The organism is Micromonospora sp. MW-13 (assembly GCF_003434305.1).
GTDB lineage: Bacteria > Actinomycetota > Actinomycetes > Mycobacteriales > Micromonosporaceae > Micromonospora.
The window spans coordinates 88,724-112,215 of sequence record NZ_QKKX01000030.1 but is presented as its reverse complement, the minus strand read 5'-3'; the positions used below and the strand labels follow the sequence as shown (position 1 = coordinate 112,215).

Genomic DNA, 23,492 nt, shown 5'->3' with positions numbered 1-23,492 from the left:
CTTGGGGTGGGGGCTAAGCCCAGGCGGGGCCGATCTCGTCGGCGACGATCTGGGCGGAGAGGGTGACCATCGGCAGGCCGCCGCCCGGGTGGGTGGAGCCGCCGACCAGCCAGAGGCCGGCCGCCGGGCCCCGGTTGGCCGGGCGGAGCAGGCCGCCGGCCGTGCCGTAGATCGACCCGCCGGGCGCGCCGGTGGCGGCGCCCAGGTCGGCCGGGGTGCGGACCTCCCGGAACGCCAGCCGGTCCCGCACGTCCACGCCCCGCTCGGCGAGCACGTCGAGGACCCGGTCGGCGTACGCGTCGGCGAGCCCCGGCCGCCGCCAGTCCACCGCCCCGGTGGCGGTGCCGTGCCGGGCGGCGTTGACCAGCACGAACCACGCCTCGTGCCCGGCCGGGCGGACTGCCGGGTCGTCGGCGACGGTGACGAAGACCGTCGGGTCGGGCGCGGGGCGGGCCCGGATCCCGCGTCCCGGGTGGCCGAAGACGGCGTCGAACTCGGCGTCGTGGTCGCGGGGGAAGAACACGTTGTGGTGGGCCAGCCCGGTGTCGCCAGCCACCCCGAGCAGCAGCACGAAGCCGGCGAGGCTGCGGTCGGTGAGCCCGGCCAGCCGGCGCGGGCTGGGCAGCAGGTCCCGGTAGACGGTCAGCGCGTCCACGTTGGCCACCACCACGTCGGCGGGGACCGGCGCGGCGACGCCGGCCAGGCGTACCCCGTGCACCCGGCCGCCCGCGGCGTCGATCCGGGTGACCGCGGTGCCGGTCCGCACGACCACGCCCAGGTCCAGGCACCGGGTCAGCAGCGCGTCGGCGAGGGTGCCCAGGCCACCGTGCAGGTACCAGCCGCCGAACGTCAACTCGGCGTACGGGACGGCCACCAGCGCTGCCGGGGCCCGGCGCGGGTCCGCCCCGGTGTAGGTGGCGTACCGGTCCAGCAGCATCCGCAGCCGGGGGTCGGACAGGTGCCGGCGGCCCAGCCCGCGCAGGGTGCGGCCGGGACCGATCGCGGCGAGGTCGCCCAGCCGCCAGGCCAGCGCGGCGAGGTCCAGCGGGGAGTCCACGGCCCGGCGCAGGACGTCCCGGTGCGAGGCGTCCCAGACCCGGGCGGCGCGGTGCCACAGCCGCTGCCAGTCGGCGGCGGCCCGGTCGCCGAACGCCGCGCCGACCCGGGCGGCGAACCCGGCCGGGTCGGCGCACGAGTCGAGCGTGGCCCCGTCGGGGAAGACGTGCCGGACGATCGGGTCCAGCGGCGTCAGGTCGAGGTACTCGTCGAGCTTCGCCCCGGTCGCCTCGAACAGGTCGTGGAAGACCTCCGGCAGGGTGAGCAGGCTCGGTCCGGTGTCGAAGTGGAACGCCCCGGCGGAGCTGTCGTGGACGTACCGGCCCAGCTTGCCGCCGACGGTGTCGGCCCGCTCGAAGACGGTCACCTCGTGCCCGGTGGCGGCCAGCCGGGCGGCGGCGGCCAGCCCGCCCACCCCGGCGCCGACGACCACGATCCGCGCCATGACGTGCCCTCCTAGCTGACCGGACGACCACGCCAGGACAGGCGCCGCCGCTTCCGCAGATGGTACGACCGCAGGGTCAGCCAACCGAGGACCACGACCGACACGGGGTGGCCGAGCGCGTCGGGCCACCATCGGCCGCCGGTCGCCCGGGCGCTGACCGCCCGCCCGGCCGCCCCGAGCAGGTAGCCGAGCGCCGCGAGGGCCGCGACCGCCGGAGCGCCCGCCGCGAGGGCGGCCAGCGCGATCAGCGGGGGAGCGGTGTACAGCAGGAGCAGCAGGGCCAGCACGGCCGCCGCCGCGCCCGGGTGGCCGAACGTGGCCCACAGCGACTTGGTGTAGCCGTCGCGTAGCTGCGGCCAGTCGTCGTACATCCGGCAGGCGGCCAGTCGGGAGCCGTCGGCCAGGGCGATCCGGCCGCCGGACCGCTTGACCGCCCGGGCCAGCTCGATGTCCTCCAGGATCCGCGCGCGCACCGCGGCGTGCCCGCCAGCCGCGTCGTACCCGGCCCGGTCCGCCACCAGGAACTGCCCGCCGGCCGCGGCCAGCGACGGCCGCGGCGAGCGTTCCATCGCCCGCAGCGGCAGGAAGGTCAGCCACAGCCACTGCAACAGCGGCTGCACCAGCCGGTCGGCCACCGTCGCCACCACGATCCGGGGGTACGGCGACAGCAGCGCCACCCGCGCGGCGCGCAGCTCGGCCACCGCCGCCGCCACCGCGTACGGGGTGAGCACCACGTCGGCGTCGACGAAGGCCAGCACGGTGGCGGCCGGGTCGGCCCGGGTGGCGAGCTGGTGGCAGGCGTGCGGCTTGCCCAGCCAGCCCGGCGGCGGGGCGACCCCGGTGAGCAGGGCGACCCGGGGATCGGCGCCGGCCACCGCGCGGACCACGTCGGCGGTGCCGTCGGTCGAGCCGTCGTCGAGCACCACGATCCGCAGGTCGGGCACGCCCCGCTGGGCGAGCAGCGCCCGCAGGCACGGGGTGACCCGGGCGGCCTCGTCGCGCAGCGGCAGCAGCACCGCGACGACCTCGGCGACCCGCACCGGCCCGTCGGCCGGGCGGCGCAGCCACCGGGTGGCGTTGACCCAGGTGTGCGCGGTGAGCGCGGCCACGCCCACGACCAGCAGCAGGACGCCGGTCATGCGGTGGCGTCGGCCGGCCGGCGCGGGCGCCGCTCCCGGCGTTCCCGGACCAGCGCCAGGGCCAGGGGCCCCGCGGCCACCGCCATCCCGGCCGCGCCCCACACCGCCGAGGCGGGCAGGCCGAGGAAGACCGCGTGGGCCAGGATGCTGGACAGGTACGTCCACAGGTAGAGCGCGAACATCGGGTCGTCCCGGGAGTCCGCGTGGTCGATCACCGGCCCGGCCAACGGGCGCAGCACCGCCATCAGCAGCACCGCGAAGAGCAGCCAGCCGAGGTAGTTGCTGACCGGCACGCCGGGCAGGCCGGGCAGCGCCGGGGTGACGTCCCGCCACACCCAGTAGCCCTCGGCGACCATCTGCGGGTCGAGGAAGAGGTCCCAGGCGGCCAGCCCGACGGCTGCGAGGGCCACCCGGCCGACCCCGGGTGGGCAGAGCCGGGCCGCGGTCAGCCAGGCCGGCCAGGCCATCCACGTCCAGGCGAGCGGGATGATCAGCGGCACCCCGGCCAGCTTCGGGCCCAGCTCGCCGGAGTAGTCGTAGCTGCCGAACGGGAAGCCGGTGGCCACCCCCAGTGCCTCGATCGCGAAGCCGCCACCGGTGGCCACGGCGACCAGCGCCGCCGCCGCCCGGGGTCCCCGGCTCAGCAGCGCGTGGCCGACCGAGAGCAGGTACCCGAGCACGACGGTGGCCACGGTCAGCCCGGCCCGGGCGGGGCCGGTGGTGAGCGGGTAGCAGATCTGGGCCAGGACCAGCACGCCCAGCCCGGCCGGGGGCAGCCGGCCGCCCAGCCCGGCCCGGGGCAGCCGGGGTCGGGTCACGGTGTGTCCGGGCCCGGGGCGGAGGCCGCCCGGTCCGCCGGGGACTGCGGGGTGAGCGGGAGGTCCCGGCCGAGGATGCCGAACGGGCGTTCGTCGCCGGGGAACTGGAAGTGGCGCAGCACGTCGACGAAACCGAACCGGCGGTACAGCCGCCAGGCCCGGGAGCGCCGCTCGTCGGCCTCCGGCGTGGACAGCAGGGTGGTGCTGCCCGAGGCCATGGTGAGCAGGGCGGTGAGCTGCCGGGCGCCCAGGCCGTGCCCCTGCGCGGGCGGCCGGACGTGCAGCTCGACCACCTCGAAGCAGTCGGCGAGCCAGCGTCGCCGGGCGGCGCCGTCCAGCGCCCGGTGCACCTGGTCGTGCCACCACTGGCCGGGGGCGCCGAGGTAGCCGTACCCGAAGCCGGCCAGGTGGCCCTCGGAGGTGAGGCTGGCGACGGCGCGGAAGCCGGGGCGGCGTACGTGGGTGGCGATGTAGCCGCGCCGGGCCTCCAACAGGTCGGCCCGGTAGTTCATCGCCTCGCCGTAGACGGCCACCACGTCGTCCAGCCGCCGGACCAGGTCGTCCGGCGTCCAGCGCACCAACCTCATGCCCGCCCATCCTTCGCCGTCTCCGGGTCGCCGTCGGCGACCCAACCCAGCACCGACCGGTCGCCGACCACGTCGCGCACCTCGAACCGCGCGAAGAGCTCCTCCGCGTACCACCCCTCGGTGGGGGTGCGCGTGATCGCGGCGCGGTGCTCGGGGTGACGGTACGCGAACGCGCCGAGGTCCGCCGCGTCGCGCCACACGCTGACCGTGCCCTGCCAACCCAGCGGGGCCTCGCCGACGCCGAACCGGGCCAGCAGGCCGGGCGCGGCGTGCAGGGCGGCGGCCACCGGCGGAACCGCCCGCCAGAAGGTGACCGCCCGGCGGGGCCTCAGCCGGGCCCGGGTCAGCGCCAGCACCGGGCCGGCGATCCGGCTGCCGGACGGCTCGCCGAACGGGCGCCGGCCGGACCACTCGCCCCGGCTGGTCAACGGGCGCAGGTCCACCCGCGCCGAGGAGCGGGCGACGCGGGACCAGGAGCGGCCCACCGGCGAATCGTCGAAGCCGGCCGCGGCGGCCGGGGAGTCCCAGACGGCCAGCGCCGCCCAGCGGGTCAGGTCGGCGTCGCCGGGGCCGAAGCCGGTGCCCGTCCCGGTGCCGAGCAGCTTGCCGAACCGCACCCCGCCGGTGCGGCGCAGCCGCGTCGGGTGCGTCGCCATCCGGGCCAGCGCGCCGGGCAGCGCCGCCCGACCGATCCGCCAGACGTGCAGGGTGACCAGCTCGGGTACGCCGGTCACGCCACCTCGGTCGGGGTGCCGGCGGTGATCCGGACCAGCTCCGCGTACGTGGTGGGGAAGACGGCCTGGGGCACCCCGCCGGCCGCCCAGACCTCGTCGTACCGCTCCAGGGCGGTGTCGACCAGGGTGCGCAGCGGCGCGGGGTGGCCGAGCGGGGCGACCCCGCCGATCACCTGGCCGGTGTGCTGCCGGACGAACTCGGGGGTGGCCCGGCGCAGGTGGGTGATCCCGAGGGACGCGGCCAGACCGGCCGTGTCCACCCGGTGCGCGCCGGAGGTGAGCACCAGCAGCGGCGCGTCGTCGGCGGCGAAGACCAGCGAGTTGGCGATCGCGCCGACGCCCACGCCGAGCGCCTCGGCCGCCGCGGCGGCGGTGTGCACGGCCTCGGGCAGCAGGCGGACCTCGCTGGGCCGACCCGCGCCGTCCCGCGTGTCCGCGGCGTCGAGGGCCTCCTGCACGGCCCGTACGTTCGGGTGTGACTGCATGGGGTCATTCTCCCCGGCCCGTTCCCGCCCGGTTCCCAGGGGCAGTCCGGGTCTCGTCCGGCCCGCTCGTTGCCACCAGTCCGCCACCCAGAAGTACGAGTACGGCGTCTTGTCTTTTCAGGTGCGCCTCGCGGTGACAGGTCCACCCTCGATCTGGTCGGACCCCCTGGACGGCCGGGCGCCGTCCCGACGGCCGGGGTCGGCGAGACGGAACCTGCGGGGCGGGGCGGCGGGCGCGGGCGGCACGGTCGCCCGGGGCGTGGCCACCCGGGCCGTCTCGGCCAGCGCCACCCCGAGCAGCACCAGCGCCCCGCCGCCGAGCTGGGCGGCGTTGAGCGTCTCGCCGTCGCCGATGACCACCCAGGCGACCGCCGCGGCGAGCACCGGCTCCACCATGCCGACGATCCCGACGCTGGTCGCCGGCAGGTGCCGCATCGCGCCCGCCACCAGCAGGTACGGCACGATCGAGCCGAGCACCACCACGTACCCGCAGAGCAGGGCGACCGGGACGCCCGCGGCGCTGCCGGTCAGCGGCTCCCAGCCGCCGGTGCCGGCGGTGGCCGCCCGGGTGAGCAGCCCGGCCACGGTGGACGCGCCGAACGCCCAGGTGCACAGCGACAGGGTGTCCCGCCCCTGCACGCCGCGCGCGCCGAGCACGTAGTAGCCGGCCAGGAAGACCGCCGCGCCGAGGCCGGCGAGCATGCCGAGCCCGTCCAGCTTCAGCTCGCCCCACACCTCGGCCACGCAGCCCAGCCCGGCGAGGCTCAACGCCAGTCCGGCCCAGAGCCGGGGGCGGACCCGGTGCCGCTGGCCGAACCGGGCCCAGAGGGCGACCAGCAGCGGGGCGGAGTACTCGAACAGCAGGCCGAGGCCGACCGGCAGCCGGGAGATGGCGACGAAGTAGAGCATCGGCACCAGGAAGAAGCCGGTCAGGCCGTACGCGACCAGCAGCGGGATCTGCCGGGGGGCGGCCCGGAGCCGGCGCGCGCCCGGGCGCAGCAGCAGGCTCAGCAGGAGCAGACCGGCGACGGCGCCGAGCGCGCGCAGCAGGGTGAGCTGCTGGGCGTTCAGGCCGGCCCGGAGCACCAGCTTGGAGACCGTGCCGTTGACGGCGAACAGGGCTCCCGAGCCGAGCACCATGGCGACACCGAGGGCGGGGCGGGGAGTCGTCACGAGCAGAGGCTAGCGCTGCGGTCGTCAGGGACGTAGGGGGCAGGCACTCGTTACCCGTCCGGGCCCCGCGCGGGCGGCGGCCGGTCGGGTCTCGTCCGGTGCGCCGCGCCGGTCCGGCGTGCGGGGTCGTCGGTCCGCCGCGCCGTCCGCCACACGTTGCATTTTCGTCGGGGGCGAGGTGTACTGTCAGCAGCAGTTAGAACGAGTGTTCGATTGCCTCGAACGTTCGTTCCAACAGCCCGGGCGGTGTTTCGCGGCGCCGGTCCCCGGGCGGTGCGGCTCCGCGGGCCGCACCTGGGTCCCGGGCAGTCGCGAGTCCGGGCCCGTCAGGCAGGAGCGTCGCCCGCCGCCCACGACCCCCGGGCGGCGGGCGACGAACCCGCCGGTACGCCGGCCGGGTGTGGTGTGGGGAAGCGTCCACACCCGGCCGGCCCCACCGGTGCGTCTTCCTCCGCACCACTCGACGGCCTGCGCGCCGGCGGCCCCGGTCGCCGCGCCCGGCCCGGCCACGTGGAGGAGACAGCCCATGCCGACCAACCCGGCCCAGCCACCGACGGTGCCGGCACACGTGCTGCCGCACCGCACCCCGGCCCAGCTTCTCGCGGTGGCCCGCCACGGGCTGGCCGAGGCCGCCCGGACCGACCCCGACGGGCTGCGCTACGCGGCCGCCCACCTGGCCGCGCTCCGCGCCGCCGCGGCCCTGCTCGCCGCCCGGGCCCGTCCCGCGCCGGCCCGGCGCAACCGGATCACCAGCGTCTGGGTCCTGCTCTCCACCGTCGCCCCCGAGCTGGACGAGTGGGCGGCGTTCTTCGCCGCCGGCGCCAGCAAGCGCGCCGCCGCCGAGGCCGGCATTCCCCGGGTGGTCAGCGCCCGGCAGGCCGACGACCTGCTCCGGGCGGCCGAGCAGTTCGTGGCGGTGGTGGAGGCCACTCTCGGGCTGGCCCACCAGCCTGCGCTCGACGGCCTGGCCGCCTGAGCGAGCCGCCCTGGCGGGCGCTGGTTCCCGGCGGGGGGGCTGCCCCCGCCCAGCCCGCCCCGCCCCCGCGTCGGCGCCGCCCCGCCGGTGTGTGACGACGCCCCGTTCCTGCGGCGGCACTCCCGCCCGCTCGGGCTCACCCAGGTCGGGCGGGTCCGGCGGCACCCGGTCCGGCGGCACCCGGTCCGGTGCCGGGCCCGGCGTGGCCCGGCGCACCACGACTTCAGCACGATCCGGCACGCACGATTCCGGCACGACGAGCACGACGGGGGGTAGGTCCGATGGCGGGCCGCATGGTGGTCGGTTCCGCCGCACTCGCGGGCCTGGTGCGTCCGGCGAGCGCGCCGGACCCGGCCGGGGGGCAGCGAGTGCTCCCGGTGCCCCCCGAGCTGACCGGCCTGCTGCCCAACCGGGGGCTGCGCCGGGGCAGCACGATCGCGGTAGCCACCGGCCAGCCCCGGCGCAGCGGCGGCACGTCGCTGGTGCTGGCGCTGCTCGCCGAGGCGTCCCGGGCCGGCTCGTGGTGCGCCGTGGTGGGGGTGCCCACCTTCGGCGCGGGCGCGGCGGCCGAGGCCGGGCTCGCCCTGGACCGGCTCGCCCTGGTGCCGCAGCCGGGGCCGGAGTGGCCCACCGTCGTCGCCGCGCTGATCGACGGGGTGGACGTGGTGGTGGCCGCCGTGCCGGCCGCCCTCTCCGCCTCGGTCGCCAACCGGCTGGCCGCCCGGGCCCGGCAGCGGGGCAGCGTGCTCGTCCCATACGGCCGCTGGGACGGCGCGGACGTCACGTTGCAGGTGGTCCGGGGCGTCTGGGAGGGGCTGGGACAGGGCCGGGGCCGGCTGCGCCGGCGCGAGGTGACCGTCTCCGCCCGGGGGCGGGGCGCTGCCGCCCGGCCCAAGGAGATCAAGGTCTGGCTCCCCGGCGACGGGCTCACCCGGGTCATCCCCCGCCCGGCCGCCGTCCCGGCGGCCTCCGTCACCGGCCGGTCGACCGCCGGCCGGCTCCGCCCGGTGCCCCCGGCGTTCCTGCCCGCCTCCGACGTCCGGCCCGGCCGTGGCGGGCCCGTTCCGGACATCCCGCCCGGCCATGGCGGGCCCGTTCCGGACGTCCCGCCCGACCGTGGCGGGCTTGCCGCGGTCGGTCCCGGGTGACCGGGGTGCCGACGCGCACGCTGCTGCTCTGGTGCCCGGACTGGCCGGTGCTCGCCGCCGAGATCGTCGAGGGGGTACCGGCCGTCGGGCCGGTCGCCGTGCTGCACGCCAACCGGGTGGTCGCCTGCTCCGAGCGGGCCCGCGCCGAGGGCGTCCGTCGGGGGCTGCGCAAGCGGGAGGCGCAGGGACGCTGCCCGCAGCTGACCGTCGTCGACCACGACCCGGGCCGGGACGCCCGGGCGTTCGAGCCGGTGGTCGCCGCGGTCGAGGAGGTCGCCGCCGGGGTCGAGGTGGTCCGTCCGGGCGCCTGCGCGCTGGCCGCGCGGGGTCCGAGCCGCTATCTCGGTGGCGAGCAGGCAGCCGCCGAGCGGATCATCGAGCAGGTCGCCCAGACCTGCGCGGTGGAGAGCCAGGTGGGGATCGCTGACGGGGTGTTCGCCGCCGGCCTCGCCGCCCGCGCCGGGCAGGTGGTGCCCGCCGGCGGCACGCCCGGGTTCCTGGCGGGCCTGCCGGTGGAGGCGCTCGGCCGGCCGGCGCTGGCCGACCTGCTGCGCCGGCTCGGCGTCCGTACCCTCGGGGACTTCGCCGCGCTGCCGGCGGGGGACGTGCTGGCCCGGTTCGGGTTCGACGGCGCGCTGGCCCACCGGCTCGCCGCCGGCCGGGACCACCGGCCGTTGGCCGTCCGTCAGCCCCCGGCCGACCTGGCGGTCACCGCCGACCACGACGAGCCGATCGACCGGGTGGACGCGGCGGCCTTCGCCGCCCGCGCGTTGGCCGAGCGGTTGCACGACCGGCTGGCCGCGCACGGCCTGGCCTGCACCCGGCTCGGCATCGAGGCGGTCACCGCGGACGGCCAGGAGCTGCACCGGGTCTGGCGGCACGACGGCCTGCTCACCGCCGCGGCCATCGCCGACCGGGTGCGCTGGCAGTTGGACGGTTGGCTCTCCGGCAGCACCGGCCGGTCCGGCGCCCGCCCGGCCCGGCCGACGGCCGGGATCATCCGGTTGCGGCTGGTGCCCGACGGGGTGCTCGCCCAGGTCGGCCTGCAGCCCGGGCTGTGGGGGGAGACGGGCGAGGAGCGGGAACGGGCGCACCGGGCGCTGAGCCGGGTGCAGGGCATCCTCGGCCCCGAGGCGGTGGTCACCGCGGTGCTCGGCGGCGGGCGGTCCCCGGCCGACCAGGTGCGGCTGGTGCCCTGGGGCGACGAGCGGCTGCCCGCCCGCCCGGGCGGGCCCACCCGGCCGGCCCAGGACGCCCTTCCGGCGCCGGTGAACCCGGCGGGGTCCGGGACGGTCCCCCCGTGGCCGGGCCGCCTTCCGCCGCCCGCGCCGGCCGTGGTGCTCCCCGCGCCGCTGGCCGCGACGGTGTACGACGCCGCCGGTGAGCCGGTCGGGGTCAGCGCCCGGCTCCAGGTGAGCGCCGCCCCCGCCCGGCTGGTCGTCGGCACGGCCCGCCCGGTGGACATCGTCGGCTGGGCCGGCCCGTGGCCGGTGGACGAGCGCTGGTGGGCGCCGGCCGAGGCCCGCCGCCGCGCCCGGTTCCAGGTCTGCCTGGCCGACGGCGCCGCCCTTCTCCTCGCGGTCGAGGCCGGCCAGTGGCTGGTGGAGGCCATCTATGACTGACCGACGGGCCGTCTACCCCACGGAGCTGGGAAGAACTCGGCCCCTCCGGGGCCCGGAACCTCTCCGGATCTCTGCCGAACCGGGGGCGCGGTGAGTTTCCACAATCCGCGGATGCCGTGGGCGGAGTTGGAGCGGGTGCTCTCCGGGCGAGCCGGCGACGCCGCGTCGGGCGACGGTGCGTCGGGCGACGGTGGGTCGGGCGACGGTGGGTCGGGCGACGGTGGGTCGGGCGACGGTGGGTCGGGCGACGGTGGGTCGGGCGACGGTGGGTCGGGCGACGGTGCCTTCCGGAGCAGCGGGGTCGGGAGCGGCGCGCCCCGGGGCGGTGGGGCCAGGGCTGGGGCCGGCGGGCGAGGAGCTGACGGGCGGCACCTGCACGTGGTGGATCCGCTCGCCGTCGACGCCGACGGGGGCGACGCGCCGGCCTGGAGCCGCCGGCGGGAGCCGTACCGTCCGCCGGAGCTGTCCCGCCCCGGCGGCGCGGTGCCCTACGCCGAGTTGCACGCGCACAGCAACTTCAGCTTCCTGGACGGGGCGAGCCACCCCGAGGAACTGGCGGCGGAGGCGGCCCGGCTCGGGCTCACCGCGCTCGCCGTCACCGACCACGACGGCTTCTACGGCGTGGTCCGCTTCGCCGAGTCGGCCCGTACGCTGGGGCTGCCCACGGTGATCGGCGCGGAGCTGTCGCTGGGCCTGTCGGGCCCGCAGAACGGCGAGCCCGACCCGCGTGGCGCCCACCTGCTCGCCCTGGCCCACGGCCCCGAGGGGTACGCGCGGCTGGCCCGCACCATCGCCCGCGCCCAGCTACGCGGCGGGGAGAAGGGCCGCCCGGACTACGGCGAGCTGGAGGAGGTCGCCGCCGAGCTGCGCGACCACGTGCTGGTGCTCACCGGCTGCCGCAAGGGGCACGTGCCGGCGGCGCTGCTCACCGAGGGCGTCGACGCGGCGGCCCGGGAGCTGGACCGGCTGACCGCGCTGTTCGGCGCGGACACGGTGGCGGTGGAGCTGACCGACCACGGCCACCCGGTCGACGCCGACCGCAACGACGCCCTCGCCGAGCTGGCCGCCGCGACGGGGCTGCCCACGGTGGCCACGAACAACGTGCACTACGCCACGCCGGGGCGGCGCCGGCTGGCCACCACCCTGGCCGCGGTGCGGGCCCGGCGCAGCCTGGACGAGATCGACGGCTGGCTGCCCGCCGCGTCCACCGCGCACCTGCGCAGCGGGGCGGAGATGACGGCCCGGTTCGCCGCGTACCCGGGCGCGGTGGCCCGGGCCGCCGAGTTCGGCGCGGAGCTGGCGTTCGACCTCCAGCTCGTCGCGCCGCGACTGCCGGCGTACCCGGTGCCGCCGGGGCACACCGAGATGACCTGGCTGCGTCAGCTCACCATGGACGGCGCCCGGGAGCGGTACGGGCCCTGCGCAGCGCACCCGGAGGCGTACCGGCAGCTCGACCACGAGCTGCGGATGATCGAGGAACTGGGCTTCCCCGGCTACTTCCTGGTGGTGTACGACATCGTCGCGTTCTGCCGCGCGCAGGACATCTACTGCCAGGGCCGGGGGTCGGCGGCGAACTCGGCGGTCTGCTACGCGCTGCGGATCACCAACGTGGACGCCGTCCGGCACCGGCTGCTCTTCGAGCGCTTCCTCGCCCCGGAGCGCGACGGCCCGCCCGACATCGACGTGGACATCGAGTCCGACCGCCGGGAGGAGGTGATCCAGCACGTCTACGCCCGGTACGGCCGGGAGCACACCGCCCAGGTCGCCAACGTCATCTCGTACCGGCCCCGGTCGGCGGTGCGGGACGTGGCGAAGGCGTTCGGCTTCTCGCCCGGCCAGCAGGACGCCTGGAGCAAGCAGATCGACCGCTGGGGCTCGGTCGCCTCGGTCGACGTCGAGGGCATCCCCGAGCAGGTCGTCGCGTACGCCGACGAGTTGCAGACGTTCCCCCGGCACCTGGGCATCCACTCCGGCGGGATGGTCATCTGCGACCGGCCGGTGATCGAGGTCTGCCCGGTGGAGTGGGGCCGGATGCCCGGCCGCAGCGTGCTCCAGTGGGACAAGGACGACTGCGCCGCCGTCGGCCTGGTCAAGTTCGACCTGCTCGGCCTCGGCATGCTCTCCGCCCTGCACTACGGCTACGACATGATCGGGGCCAGCCTCGACCTGGGCGACATGACGCTGGACGACCCCGAGGTGTACGCCATGCTCTGCCGGGCCGACTCGGTCGGGGTGTTCCAGGTGGAGAGCCGCGCCCAGATGGCCACCCTGCCCCGGCTCAAGCCCCGCGAGTTCTACGACCTGGTGGTGGAGGTGGCGCTGATCCGTCCCGGCCCGATCCAGGGCGGCTCGGTGCACCCGTACATCCGGCGCAAGAACGGCCAGGAGCCGGTGACGTTCGCCCATCCGCTGATGCGCAACGCGCTGGAGAAGACCCTCGGCGTGCCGCTGTTCCAGGAGCAGCTCATGCAGCTCGCCATCGACCTGGCCGGCTTCGACGCGGCCGGGGCCGACCAGCTCCGCCGGGCGATGGGGGCCAAGCGCTCGGTGGAGCGGATGGCGCAGATCGCCGACCGGCTCTACGCCGGGATGGCCGGGCGGGGCATCGTCGGGGAACTGGCCGACGACGTCTACCGCAAGCTCACCGCGTTCGCCAGCTACGGCTTCCCGGAGAGCCACGCGATGAGCTTCGCCTACCTGGTGTACGCCAGCTCCTGGCTCAAGCGCTACCACCCGGGCCCGTTCCTGGCCGCCCTGCTCAACGCCCAGCCGATGGGCTTCTACTCGCCGCAGACCCTGGTCGACGACGCCCGCCGGCACGGGGTGGAGGTACGCCGGCCGGACGTCAACGCCAGCGGCGCGAAGGCGGTGCTGGAGTCCACCCCGGCCACCCGGTGGGGCAGCGCCGCCGGGGAGCCCCCGCACGAGTGGGGCCTCGGCGGGCCGGCCGTCCGGCTGGGGCTGGGCGGCGTGCGTACCCTCGGCGACGGGGTGGCCGAGCGGATCGAGGCCGAGCGGACGGCGCACGGGCCGTACCGGGACATGCCGGACCTGGCCCGGCGGGTGGGTCTCACCGCCGCACAGCTGGAGGCGCTGGCCACCGCGGACGCCTTCGCCTGCTTCGGGCTGACCCGGCGGCAGGCGCTCTGGGCCGCCGGGGCGGCGGCCCAGGACCGGCCGGGCCGGCTGCCGGGCACGGTGACCGGCACGACCGCCCCGACCCTGCCGGGGATGGAGGCGGTGGACCGCCTCGTCGCCGACGTCTGGGCGACCGGGCTGTCGCCGGAGAGCCATCCGGCCCGGTTCGTCCGCGACCGGCTCGACGCCCTCGGCGCGGTGCCGATCGCCCGGCTCGCCCGGGTGGAGCCGGGTCGGCGGATCCGGGTCGGCGGGATCGTCACCCACCGGCAGCGGCCGGCCACCGCCGGCGGGGTCACCTTCCTCAACCTGGAGGACGAGACCGGGATGCTCAACGTCACCTGCTCGCCGGGGCTGTGGCAGCGCTACCGGCGGGTGGCGCGGACCAGCGCCGCCCTGGTGGTGCGCGGCCGGTTGCAGCGGCACGAGGGGGTGATCAACCTCACCGCCGACCGGCTCGACCCGATCGAACCGCCGGTCGCCCCGGCCTCCCGCGACTTCCGGTGACCGACGTTACAGTGTGGCGGGCGATCGCGCGGGAGACTTGTGACCGCGCGCGGGCAGAGTGGCCCGGGTTCCACGAAGGGGTAAGACAAGTGGCGGGTAACGACACGTACACCGGTGCGGTGGCGAACGCCCGACGCACCCGGCTCGGTGCCGGTTGGGTCGCGGCGGACACCACCGAGGCTCGCGAATACTCGGTGACCGACGGCCCGGTGGCCAACGCCCGCCGGTCCCGTGCCGAGGAGGACCCGGCCGGCGGCGGCGAGTCCTGACCCCACCCCGGCCCGGAGCCCGCCCGGCCCCACCGGTCGCCGTTCTCCGGCCACCGGACACGCCGGGCGACTGGACCAGGTGACTAGGCTCGACCGCGTGGAGCAGACCCGTGGCCGGCTCACCGGCCCGCCGTTGACCCCCCGTACCGCCGTCATCTGGTCCGTGCTCCGGGCCGAGCTGGACCGCCGCGCCGGTGACCGGCTCACCGTCCTCGACGTCGGCGGCGGCACCGGCGGGTTCGCCGTGCCGCTGGCCCAGGCCGGGCACCGGGTCACCGTGGTCGACGCCAGTCCCGACGCCCTCGCCGCGCTGACCCGCCGGGCCGCCGAGGCCGGCGTCGCCGACCGGGTCCGCGCGCTCCAGGGCGACGGCGACGCGCTCGCCGGGCTGGTCGAGCCGGCCAGCGTCGACCTGGTGCTCTGCCACGCCGTGCTGGAGGTGGTCGACGACCCCGCGCCGGTGGTGGCCGCGCTGGTCGCCGCGCTGCGCCCGGGCGGCGCGGCCAGCGTCCTGGTCGCCGGCCAGGCCGCCGCCGTGCTGGGCCGGGCGATGAACGGCCACCTCGACCTGGCCGCCACCGTGGCCGCCGACCCGGCCGGCGCCGCCGGTCCCCGGGACACCCTGCGCCGGCGCTACGACGCCGACCGCGCCGTGGCGCTGCTCACCGCCGGCGGCCTGACGGTCGAGGAGATCCACGGGGTACGCGTCCTGGCCGACCTGCTCCCCGCCGCCGTCGCGGACGGCCAGCCGGCCGCCCTGGTCGAGTTGGAGCGGGCCCTGGCCGCCCAACCGCCGTACCGGGACCTCGCCGCCCAACTGCACCTGTTCGCCCGCCGGCCGGCATGACCGGGCCCGTCCCGCCCCCGCCCGGCGATCCGCTCCGCTCGGCTCCGCCCGGCGGGCCGGTGTCCCCGACCGCGCCGCTCCGCCCGGCACCGGGGCCGGTGTCCCCGGTCGCGCCGGCCCGCCCGGCACCGGGGCCGGCGTTCCCGGTCGCGCCGCTGGAGCCGGTCGCGCCCCGGTACGGCGGCGGGAGCCTGGCCGACGTGCTGCCCAGCGCGCTGGCGGTGCTCGGCGTGCCGGGGGCCGCGGACCTGCTCGGGCTGGCCCCCCGGCTGGCCGGGGTGCGGCGGGTCGCCGTGCTGCTGGTCGACGGGCTCGGCTGGTACCAGATCCCCACCGCCGCCCCGTACGCCCCGACCCTGGCCGGGCTGGCCGCGACCGTCGGCCGCCCGCTCACCTCCGGCTTCCCGTCGACCACCCCGACCAGCCTGGTGACCCTGGGCACCGGCGTGGCGCCCGGCGCGCACGGGGTGCTCGGCTTCAAGGTCCGGGTGCCCGGCACCGACCGGGTGCTCAGCCACATCGAGTGGACCGGCGACCCCGAGCCGCTGCGCTGGCAGCCCGTCGCCACCCAGCTTGAGCGGGCCCGCGCCGCCGGGGTGGCGGTGACCGTGGTGAGCCGCCCCGAGTACGCCGGCAGCGGCCTCACCCTGGCCGCCAACCGGGGCGGCGACTACCGGGGCGCCGCGGACGCCGACGCGCTCGCCGCCGCGATGCTCACCGCGCTGGCCGCCGGGACCGGGCCGACCCTGGTCTCCGGCTACCACCCCGACCTGGACCGGCACGGCCATCTCAGCGGGGTCGACTCCGCGCCGTGGCGGGTCGCCGCCGCCGTCGTGGACGCGTTGCTCGCCCGGCTGGTCGACGGCCTGCCGCCGGACGCCGCGCTGCTGGTCACCGCCGACCACGGCCAGCTCGACGTGCCGGCGGCGGACCGGGTCGACTTCGACGCCGACCTCGGGCTGCGGGCCGGGGTGCGGGTGCTGGCCGGCGAGCCCCGGGTCCGCTACCTGCACGTCGAGCCCGGCGCGGCCGACGACGTGGTGGCGGCCTGGTCGGCGGTGCTCGGCGACGCGGCCCGGGTGCTGCACCGGGACGAGGCGGTGGCCACCGGCTGGTTCGGCCCGGTGCCGGAGGAGCACCTGCGCCGGGTCGGCGACGTGGTGGTGGTCTGCCGGGGCACGTCAGCGGTGGTGGCCACCCGCTCGGAGAAGCCGATCGAGTCGCGCCTGGTGGCGTACCACGGGGCGGACACGGCCGCCGAGATGACCATCCCGCTGCTGGTGGTCCGCGGCTGAGGCGTCGTGCGGCCTCCGGGGTGTCGTACCCGGGGGCTAGCCTGCGGGGATGGGCCGCAGTCAGTCGTTGCCGCGTGGGGGCGATCCGCGCTTCGGGCCCGACGGCGACGACTCCGGCTGCCCGATCCTGCACGTCGACATGGACGCCTTCTTCGCCTCGGTCGAGGTGCGTCGCCGCCCCGAGCTGCGCGGCCGGCCCGTCGTGGTCGGCGGGGTCGGGCCGCGCGGCGTGGTCAGCTCCGCCAGCTACGAGGCCCGACGGTACGGCGTCCGCAGCGCCATGCCCACCATGCGGGCCCGGGCGCTCTGCCCGCACGCGGTCTACCTGCCGCCCGACTTCGCGCAGTACACGGCGGCCTCCCGGGCCGTCATGCAGGTCTTCCGGGACGTCACCCCGCTGGTCGAGCCGCTCTCGCTCGACGAGGCGTTCCTCGACGTGGCCGGCGCCCGCCGGCTCTTCGGCTCACCGGCCGAGATCGCCCGGCGCATCCGTGCCCGGGTCGAGCGGGAGCAGGAGCTGACCTGCTCGGTGGGGGTCGCACCGACCAAGTTCGTGGCGAAGCTCGGCTCCACCCGGGCCAAGCCCGACGGGCTGCTGGTGGTGCCGGCCGGCCGGGTGCTCGACTTCCTGCATCCGCTGCCGGTCTCCGCGCTCTGGGGGGTGGGGGAGCGGTCCGCCGAGACGCTGCGGCGGCTGGGGCTGACCACCGTCGGCGACCTGGCCGAGGCGCCGTTCGGCATGCTCCGCAAGGCGGTCGGGGAGGCCGCCGCTGCCCACCTGCACGAGCTGGCCTGCGGGCGCGACCCGCGCCGGGTCACCCCGGAGCACGCGGAGAAGTCGATCGGCGCCGAGGTGACCTTCGACGCCGACGTCGGCGACCCGCTGGAGATCCGCCGGTCGCTGCTCGCCCTCGCCGAGAAGGTCGGCATCCGGCTGCGCCGGGCCGGTCAGGTCGGGCGGACGGTGTCGATCAAGGTGCGGATGGCCGACTTCCGCACGGTCAACCGCTCGCGCACCCTCGGCGTCCCCACCGACACCGCCCGGGAGATCTTCGACACGGCGTGGGCGCTCTACACCGTTCTCGACCCTGGCGATCGGATCCGCCTCGTCGGGGTGCGGGTGGAGGGGCTCGCCCCGGCGGGGGAGACCCCGCAGCAGCTCACCCTCGGCGCTCCCGAGCGTGGCTGGCGGGAGGCGGAGGCGGCGGCCGACGCCGCCGCTGCCCGTTTCGGGCGGTCCGTCATAGGTCCGGCGAGTCTGCTCGGGCGTCGCGATCGGGGGCGAAATGAAAATCCACCCCGCCCATAGGTCGTCCCGCTTTCCGACGCGCGACCCCCCTCGTAGACTTGGCGGTAAGCAGCCGGTTGGCTGTCACGGTCTGTCGGCCCGCCCGGGCCGACCCACGTGACCGGGGAGGAGTGCCGTGCCGCTCTCGGAGCACGAGCAGCGGCTGTTCGAGCAGATCGAGCGGTCGCTTGCCGAGGACCCCAAATTCGCCTCGGCCGTGCGTGCCAGCGATCCGCGCTTCCATGCGCGGCGTCGTCTGCTCGTCGCTGCCGGCGCGATCATCGTTGGCCTGGCTTTGCTGGTCTACGGTGCGGTGATCAAGACTCCACCGCTCGCGGTGGCGGGTTTCGTCGTCATGCTGGGTTCGGCGGCGTACGCGGTGCAGTCGCACCGTCGGGCGCAGTCCCCCGACCTGCACGTGGTCGGCGGGACGACCAGTCGGCGTCGTCCGCGTGGGCGGTCGGGCCGGCGGTCGTCGTTCCTGGACCGGATGGAGGACCGGTGGCGGCAGCGCCCGGAGGGGCACCGCTGACCCGGCCCCTCCACTGATCCCCGGTCCCGCCGTCCCGGCGGGGCCGCGCCGATTCCGGCCCGTCCGACGACGGGCCGGCGTTTCGTGCCCGCGCCGTGCCCGACCGGCGCCCGCTCAAGCGGCTGAACCCGGGCGGTCAGAGCAACACCCCCCGGACGTTGAATGCCCGGGGGGTGTTCGTCAGTCGACGGAGCGTCAGCGCCTGAGCCCGTCGACGAACGAGGTCCAGGCGGTCGGGCTGAACGACAGCACCGGCCCCTGCCGGTCCTTGCTGTCGCGCACCATGACGGCCTGGGGCGGCGTGGCAACCTCCACGCAGTCTCCGCCCGCGTTGCTGCGGGTGGACTTCTTCCACGTCAGCGTGGTCATGTCAGCTCCTCTGCGATGGATGCGATTAGTTTGCGAGACTGCGCCTCGCTCAGGGCCTTCTTCTCGATGGCGGACCACAGGTCTCCGTATGCGGCGACCTCGGCGGGTTTTTCGAGGTAGAGAGCGCCGGTGAGGCCGTCGGAGTAGATGATCGACGGCTCGCTGCTGCCGTCGAAGTCGAGGATCGTGAACGCACCGTTGGCCAAGCCGGCACGGTGCAGACCGACGCCGAAGGGCAGCACCCGCACGGACACGTTGGGCTGACGACTGACGCCGATGATGTGGCCGAGTTGTTCGGTGTCCACGCCGCGTCGCACAACCGCTTCGTCGAGCATGATGTCGACCTGGGGGGCCGGCGGCATGGTCCGGGTCAGCAGGGCCTGCCGGCCGAGTCGCACCGCCACACCTCGATCGATCTCCTCGGTGGTCATGTCCGGGCGTCCAACTCTATAGACCTGGGTCGCGTAGGACTTCGTCTGAAGCAGGCCAGGGATCAGCAGCGGCTCGTACTTGCGGAGACGGGTCGCGCTGGCTTCCAGGCCCACGTAAAGCTCGAACCACTCGGGGATGGCATCGCCGTACGAGTGCCACCAGCCGCGACCCTTCGTCTCCTTGGCGAGGCCCATCAGCGCCTCGGTGATTTCTGGTGACGCTCGGTAGATCCTGCACATGGCCTCCACGTCCAGCGACCGCATCGACGTCGCGCCGGTCTCGATCCGCCATATCTTCGGAGTCGACCACTCCAGTGCGTCGGCTGCTGCCTTGATCGTCATGCGCGCTTCCTCGCGGAGCTGGCGCAGATAGCGCCCGAGCTGGCGCCTCGGGACTGTCGAGCCCGTGCTTGTCGTCACTGACCACTCCTATCTCCGTGACTACATACCGGGCGAAAGCTGCGCTCGATATGTAACACCTACCGACCACGCTTAGCAATGGAATTTAACATGACAGATCTTCACACTTCATTTCATCCAGGATGTAATATTGCACTACTGGCCTCCGTCGGTGAAGCATGGCGCTGGGTGTGGTGGTCGGATGACCGAGAGTGGCCCGGCCGCCACGCCCCCGACGAGGAGGGGCGGGATGGGCAGACACGTCTCGTACAGCGAGTTCATCGCCGCCGTGGCCCTGACCCTGGCGCGGCGGCACAGTCCGGCGTGGAACCACATCCTCAAGCGGGTGACCTGCCGATGTGGCCGGGACCTGCCCTGCCAGGTGCGGCACCGCATCCCGATCAACCGGGGGCACTGGCCGGGTGAGGAGGCGTGACCGTGCACGGATCAGCCACGGACGAGCTGCCGATAGGCCGCCGGGTCGCGTACTGGCGGGGCCGGCGGGGCATGTCGCAGCAGCAGTTCGCCGACGCTATCGGGAAGTCGAAGAGCTGGGTCGACAAGGTGGAGCGGGGGGTCCGCGCGCTGGACAAGCTGTCCAGCTTGCAGGCCATCGCCGATGGGCTCCGGGTCGACCTGCGGCTGCTGCTCGGCAAGGACGCCGAGCGGGAGGCGGGCTCGGACGGGCTGCCGGACAGGGCCAGCATCGACGCGCTCCGGGGTGTCCTGGCCCGGTGGGGGCCGGTCCAGCTCGGGCGCGGTCAGTCGACGCCCACCCTCAGCGACCTCGGGAAGGCCGTCGACCATGCCGGGCTGGCCTGCCAGCACGCCAGGTACGCCGACCTGGTCCGGTCGCTGCCGAAGCTGCTGCTCGACGCCCAGCAGGTCCGGGCGGCCAACCCCGGCGCGCCGGAGGCCGCGCAGCGCCTGGCCGAGGCGTACCGGATCGCGTCGGCCGTGATGCGCAAGGCCGGGATCAACGACCTGGCCTGGATGGCGGCGGACCGGGCGCTGACCGCCAGCCAGGACGCCGACGATCCGTTCCTGACAGGTGCCTGCGCCGCCCAGTTCGGGTACACGCTGCTCGCCCAGGGGCAGGCCCGGCACGCGGTGGAGATCGGCATCGCGGTGGCCCACCAGATCGCCCCGCCGAGTCCGCTCGATGCCCCGCCCGACCAACTGTCGGTCTACGGCACGCTGCTCATCGTGGCCGCGCTGGGCGCTGCCGCCCTCGGCCACGCCGACAGCGTTGCCGAACTGGTAGGCCAGGCCGGCGAGGCGGCGGAGATCGTCGGCGACGGGCAGGACCACTACCGGACCGCCTTCGGTCCGGTCACCGTCGAACTGGCCCGCATGGCGACGGCGGTCGAACTCGGTACGGGCGCCGTTGACCCTGCCGCGCATCAGCGGCTCATCGAAGGCACCGCCTTCCGGCGGCTACCGCCGGAGCGCCGGGCGGCCTACCTGCTCGACGCCGCGAACGGGTTCATGCAGACGGGCGACCTGACCACCGCCGGCCAGGCACTGGTGAGCGCCGACCGGGTGGCGCCGGCGGAGGTCCGCAACCGGCCGCTGGGCCACGAACTGCTGGCGACCCTGCTGCGCCGGTCGCCGGCGGCGAGCCTCGACGTCCTGCGCCTGGCCGACGAGATCGGAGTGGTGGTCTGATCGACGGATCATCTGGCCGCGCGGTTGGCCAGCAGCCGGCGCGGGTCCCAGCGGAGTAGCCGGTACCGGGCGTCGCCGGTGGTGGCCACCACCCGCGAGGACGTGTCACTCACCGCCGTCCGCCAGCGCAGCAGCACCGACGGGGGCAGCACCGTGGCCAGCACCCTGGTCCGCCGGTCGGCCCGGGCGGCGAGCACGCCGCGGACGCTGCGCAGGGCCGGGGCCAGTTCCTCACCGGCGAGCGGGTCGCGGGCGTAGCGGGCCCGCTCCTCGGCGCGCCCGAGCAGCCGTGCCGCCGCCGCGGCGGCGGCGTCCTCGGTCAGCGCGTCGGCGGCCAGGCGCTCGGCCGTCGCCCGGGGGGTCTCCGTCCGGTCCACCCGGACCCGGTAGTCGACCAGGGTGTCGAGCAACTCGTCCCAGGCGGCGTGCGCGTCCGCCCGGGCCCGGTCGGGGTCCACCCCGACCACGATCGTCCGCTCGACGCCGTCCCGACCGGTGCCGGCGTCCACCATGGTCGCCGTCGGGACCGCCGCCACCCGGGTGCCCCGGCGTCGGCGCAGCGCCGCCCGGCGCAGTGCCGGCACCGCGAGCAGGCCGAGCAGGACCAGCACCCCCGCCGTCCACCAGGGCCAGACCGGGGCCTGCCGGGTGGGATCGCCGGCCCCGACGGCCAGGCCGGCGTCGGTCTCCCGGTCGGGCCGGTCCGGGCCGGCGGCCTCCGCCGAGGGGTCGTTCTCGCCCGGGGTGACCGGCGCGCCGGGCTCGGGGGTGACGGACTCCGGGGCGTCGGTGTCCGGGGCCCACGCCGAACGGGTCGAGCCCTGCACCCCGTACGCCGGGGTGGCGTCGAAGGGCACCCAGCCCATCCCGTCGAAGTAGACCTCCGTCCAGGCGTGCAGGTTCCGGTTGGTCAGCACGTACCCCTCGTCGGTGCGGCCCGTGCCGTTGGTGAAGCCGAACGCCACCCGGGCCGGGATGCCGGCCGCCCGGACCAGCCACGCCATCGCCGCCGCGTACTGCTGGCAGAAGCCGGCCTTGTTGTTGAGGAAGTCGACGATGTCCTGCCCGCTGGTGCCGCCCTTGGTGGTCAGGCTGTAGGAGAAGCCGTTGTCCGAGGAGAAGTAGTCGTAGATCGCCCGCACCTTGTCGTAGTCGGTGCGCTCGCCCCGCACGAGGCCGGCGACGAGGGTGTCCACCTGCGACACCGGCGGGGTCGCGGTCTGCCGGAGCCGGAGCGGGTGGTCGGCCGGCAGGGAGGTGGCGCGGCGCAGCGCCGCCGGGCTGTACGTCGACCGGACGTAGTCGAACGAGTAGCGCTTCTCGCGGGAGTCGTCCCGGTTGGAGAAGACCAGTTGGAGGGCCGGGTCGTACCGCCAGTTGCCGCCCAGCTCCTCGATCCGCACGGGCTCGCCGTAGACCGGCAGCAGGGGCATGGCGAAGTTCTTCGTCGTCTCCACGGTGGCCCGATACCGCCGCTGCTCGACGCCCTCCCGGGCCTCCTGAGGCGGGTCGGGCAGCCCCCGGGTCACCGCCTGGCCGGTCGGGCTGCCCACCCGGAAGCCGTCCGCCTCAAGCTGGTCGGCGACGCCGAAGCGCAGGTAGAACGGGCCCGACTCGGTGGTGGTCACCTTCACCATGTCGGCGACCTCGGACTGGTTGAGCTCGCCGCTCAGCGCGGCGAACAGGTCGACCCGGCCCGGGTTGCCGCCCTGGCCGGCGCGGCCGGTGCCGTTGCCCGTCCCGGAGCCGAGGGTGTCGAGCAGCCCGCCGGTCATCCCCGGCACGGCCAGCGGCAGCACCACCGCCAGCGCGACCCCCACCACGGCCAGCCGGCGCCCGGCGGCGGCCAGCGGGGACGACTCCCACACGTCGACGTCCCGGCCGTCACCGGTGAACCGGCGGCCGAACCGGCGCACCCGGTCGACGTTGTCGGCGACCAGCAGCCAGAGGTAGCCGGCGGCGCCGACCACGAACGGCACCGCGGGGACGCTGTCGACGTACACCGCGACCGGCACCGAGTAGATGGCGAGCATTGGCAGGCCGGCCAGCGCCGGACGGCGCAGCCCGACGGAGAGCACGTCCACCACCAGCGCCACCCCGCCGATGCCGAGCACGCTGATGAACAGCAGCGGGGGGGTGTCGGGCACCTTCACCCGGTACGAGCGCATGTCCTGCGCGGACGCCCCGACCAGCTCGCCGAAGTGGGCGAAGGTGGCCGGGGTGGGCACTAACGCCACCAGCTCCCCGCCGCTGGGGAAGATCCAGGTCAGCGCGAGCACCAGCCCGGCGAGCATGCCCAGCGCCTGCCCCCACAGCGGTGCCCGGACCAGCCGGGTCAACGCCGCCACCCCGGCCACCACCGCGACCGCGATGGTGGCCTGGATGAGCCAGGTCCAGCGTTCGAAGATGGCCGACAGCGGGGCCGCCGAGAGCAGGGTCGCGCCGGCGGCCACGAAGCCGAGGTTGCGGGTCGCGGTCACGGGACCACCCTTCCGGTCTCTGTCACGCCCGGCGCGCCGGGCCCCTCACCCGCCCCCGCTCGGGAGGCGTCACCGCACGCCCCCGC

At 76.2% G+C, this 23,492-nt stretch carries 20 protein-coding genes and 1 pseudogene; 11 read left to right on the top strand and 10 right to left on the bottom strand.

Features of this window, described 5'->3' with window-relative positions:
* Nucleotides 1-13 precede the first annotated feature (13 nt).
* The 7 genes from C5N14_RS16125 to C5N14_RS16095 all read right to left on the bottom strand — a co-directional run bounded on the left by C5N14_RS16125 (nucleotide 14) and on the right by C5N14_RS16095 (nucleotide 6,437).
* Nucleotides 14-1,501 (bottom strand): NAD(P)/FAD-dependent oxidoreductase, encoded by a 1,488-nt coding sequence (locus C5N14_RS16125; protein WP_117668905.1) that lies wholly within the window; start codon nucleotides 1,499-1,501, stop codon nucleotides 14-16.
* Nucleotides 1,502-1,512: 11 nt separating this feature from the next.
* Nucleotides 1,513-2,640: a glycosyltransferase family 2 protein gene (locus C5N14_RS16120; protein WP_117668904.1), complete on the bottom strand. Its 1,128-nt coding sequence runs from the start codon at nucleotides 2,638-2,640 to the stop codon at nucleotides 1,513-1,515.
* Complete coding sequence (locus C5N14_RS16115; RefSeq protein ID WP_371685853.1) at nucleotides 2,637-3,458, bottom strand: carotenoid biosynthesis protein; 822 nt, start codon at nucleotides 3,456-3,458, stop codon at nucleotides 2,637-2,639. Before C5N14_RS16115 ends, C5N14_RS16120 begins: the two co-directional genes overlap by 4 nt.
* Nucleotides 3,455-4,045 (bottom strand): GNAT family N-acetyltransferase, encoded by a 591-nt coding sequence (locus C5N14_RS16110; protein WP_117668903.1) that lies wholly within the window; start codon nucleotides 4,043-4,045, stop codon nucleotides 3,455-3,457. The genes C5N14_RS16115 and C5N14_RS16110 overlap by 4 nt, the downstream gene beginning before the upstream one ends.
* On the bottom strand, nucleotides 4,042-4,779 hold the full coding sequence (locus tag C5N14_RS16105; RefSeq protein WP_117668902.1) for a monooxygenase: 738 nt from the start codon (nucleotides 4,777-4,779) through the stop codon (nucleotides 4,042-4,044). Before C5N14_RS16105 ends, C5N14_RS16110 begins: the two co-directional genes overlap by 4 nt.
* Entirely contained in the window at nucleotides 4,776-5,264 is a 489-nt protein-coding gene (locus C5N14_RS16100; RefSeq protein WP_117668901.1) for a YbaK/EbsC family protein, read from the bottom strand. Before C5N14_RS16100 ends, C5N14_RS16105 begins: the two co-directional genes overlap by 4 nt.
* Before the next feature lie 117 nt (nucleotides 5,265-5,381).
* Nucleotides 5,382-6,437, bottom strand: a complete 1,056-nt coding sequence (locus tag C5N14_RS16095; RefSeq protein ID WP_128763590.1) for a DMT family transporter — start codon at nucleotides 6,435-6,437, stop codon at nucleotides 5,382-5,384.
* Nucleotides 6,438-6,963: 526 nt separating this feature from the next.
* On the opposite strand from C5N14_RS16095, the gene C5N14_RS16090 reads away from it, so the two are divergent.
* The 9 genes and pseudogenes from C5N14_RS16090 (at nucleotide 6,964) to C5N14_RS16050 (ending at nucleotide 18,059) form a co-directional block, all read left to right on the top strand.
* Nucleotides 6,964-7,413: an SAV_6107 family HEPN domain-containing protein gene (locus C5N14_RS16090; RefSeq protein ID WP_117668899.1), complete on the top strand. Its 450-nt coding sequence runs from the start codon at nucleotides 6,964-6,966 to the stop codon at nucleotides 7,411-7,413.
* Nucleotides 7,414-7,694: 281 nt separating this feature from the next.
* Nucleotides 7,695-8,429: pseudogene (locus C5N14_RS16085) on the top strand (hypothetical protein); the annotation flags it as partial.
* A gap of 128 nt (nucleotides 8,430-8,557) precedes the next feature.
* The gene (locus tag C5N14_RS16080; RefSeq protein WP_117668898.1) at nucleotides 8,558-10,183 is read left to right on the top strand and encodes a DNA polymerase Y family protein; all 1,626 of its coding nucleotides are present in this window, start codon (nucleotides 8,558-8,560) and stop codon (nucleotides 10,181-10,183) included.
* A 372-nt stretch (nucleotides 10,184-10,555) separates the two neighbouring features.
* Complete coding sequence (locus C5N14_RS16075) at nucleotides 10,556-13,828, top strand: error-prone DNA polymerase (RefSeq protein WP_371685855.1); 3,273 nt, start codon at nucleotides 10,556-10,558, stop codon at nucleotides 13,826-13,828.
* Between the two features lie 89 nt (nucleotides 13,829-13,917).
* On the top strand, nucleotides 13,918-14,097 hold the full coding sequence (locus C5N14_RS16070) for a hypothetical protein (RefSeq protein WP_117668896.1): 180 nt from the start codon (nucleotides 13,918-13,920) through the stop codon (nucleotides 14,095-14,097).
* Nucleotides 14,098-14,176: 79 nt separating this feature from the next.
* The gene (locus C5N14_RS16065) at nucleotides 14,177-14,944 is read left to right on the top strand and encodes a methyltransferase domain-containing protein (RefSeq protein ID WP_117668895.1); all 768 of its coding nucleotides are present in this window, start codon (nucleotides 14,177-14,179) and stop codon (nucleotides 14,942-14,944) included.
* Nucleotides 14,941-16,239, top strand: coding sequence for an alkaline phosphatase family protein (locus tag C5N14_RS16060; RefSeq protein WP_117668894.1), 1,299 nt, complete (start codon nucleotides 14,941-14,943; stop codon nucleotides 16,237-16,239). Before C5N14_RS16065 ends, C5N14_RS16060 begins: the two co-directional genes overlap by 4 nt.
* Nucleotides 16,240-16,288: 49 nt before the next feature.
* Nucleotides 16,289-17,548, top strand: a complete 1,260-nt coding sequence (locus tag C5N14_RS16055) for a DNA polymerase IV (RefSeq protein ID WP_117668893.1) — start codon at nucleotides 16,289-16,291, stop codon at nucleotides 17,546-17,548.
* Between the two features lie 115 nt (nucleotides 17,549-17,663).
* On the top strand, nucleotides 17,664-18,059 hold the full coding sequence (locus C5N14_RS16050; RefSeq protein WP_117668892.1) for a DUF3040 domain-containing protein: 396 nt from the start codon (nucleotides 17,664-17,666) through the stop codon (nucleotides 18,057-18,059).
* Nucleotides 18,060-18,254: 195 nt separating this feature from the next.
* On the opposite strand, the gene C5N14_RS16045 is transcribed toward C5N14_RS16050, so the two are convergent.
* Nucleotides 18,255-18,428 (bottom strand): DUF397 domain-containing protein, encoded by a 174-nt coding sequence (locus C5N14_RS16045; RefSeq protein WP_117668891.1) that lies wholly within the window; start codon nucleotides 18,426-18,428, stop codon nucleotides 18,255-18,257.
* Nucleotides 18,425-19,279: a helix-turn-helix transcriptional regulator gene (locus C5N14_RS16040; RefSeq protein ID WP_117668890.1), complete on the bottom strand. Its 855-nt coding sequence runs from the start codon at nucleotides 19,277-19,279 to the stop codon at nucleotides 18,425-18,427. Before C5N14_RS16040 ends, C5N14_RS16045 begins: the two co-directional genes overlap by 4 nt.
* A 229-nt stretch (nucleotides 19,280-19,508) precedes the next feature.
* Between C5N14_RS16040 and C5N14_RS16035 the strand changes: the two genes are divergently transcribed.
* Together C5N14_RS16035 and C5N14_RS16030 are read left to right on the top strand one after the other, a co-directional pair.
* Nucleotides 19,509-19,694 (top strand): hypothetical protein, encoded by a 186-nt coding sequence (locus C5N14_RS16035; protein ID WP_117668889.1) that lies wholly within the window; start codon nucleotides 19,509-19,511, stop codon nucleotides 19,692-19,694.
* Nucleotides 19,695-19,696: 2 nt separating this feature from the next.
* Nucleotides 19,697-20,926: a helix-turn-helix domain-containing protein gene (locus C5N14_RS16030; RefSeq protein WP_243639654.1), complete on the top strand. Its 1,230-nt coding sequence runs from the start codon at nucleotides 19,697-19,699 to the stop codon at nucleotides 20,924-20,926.
* Nucleotides 20,927-20,934: 8 nt separating this feature from the next.
* Here C5N14_RS16030 and C5N14_RS16025 read toward each other — a convergent pair whose 3' ends face one another.
* Nucleotides 20,935-23,406 carry a DUF3488 and transglutaminase-like domain-containing protein gene (locus C5N14_RS16025; RefSeq protein ID WP_117668888.1) on the bottom strand — a complete coding sequence of 824 codons (2,472 nt, stop codon included), beginning with the start codon at nucleotides 23,404-23,406 and terminating at the stop codon, nucleotides 20,935-20,937.
* Between the last annotated feature and the right edge of the window lie 86 nt (nucleotides 23,407-23,492).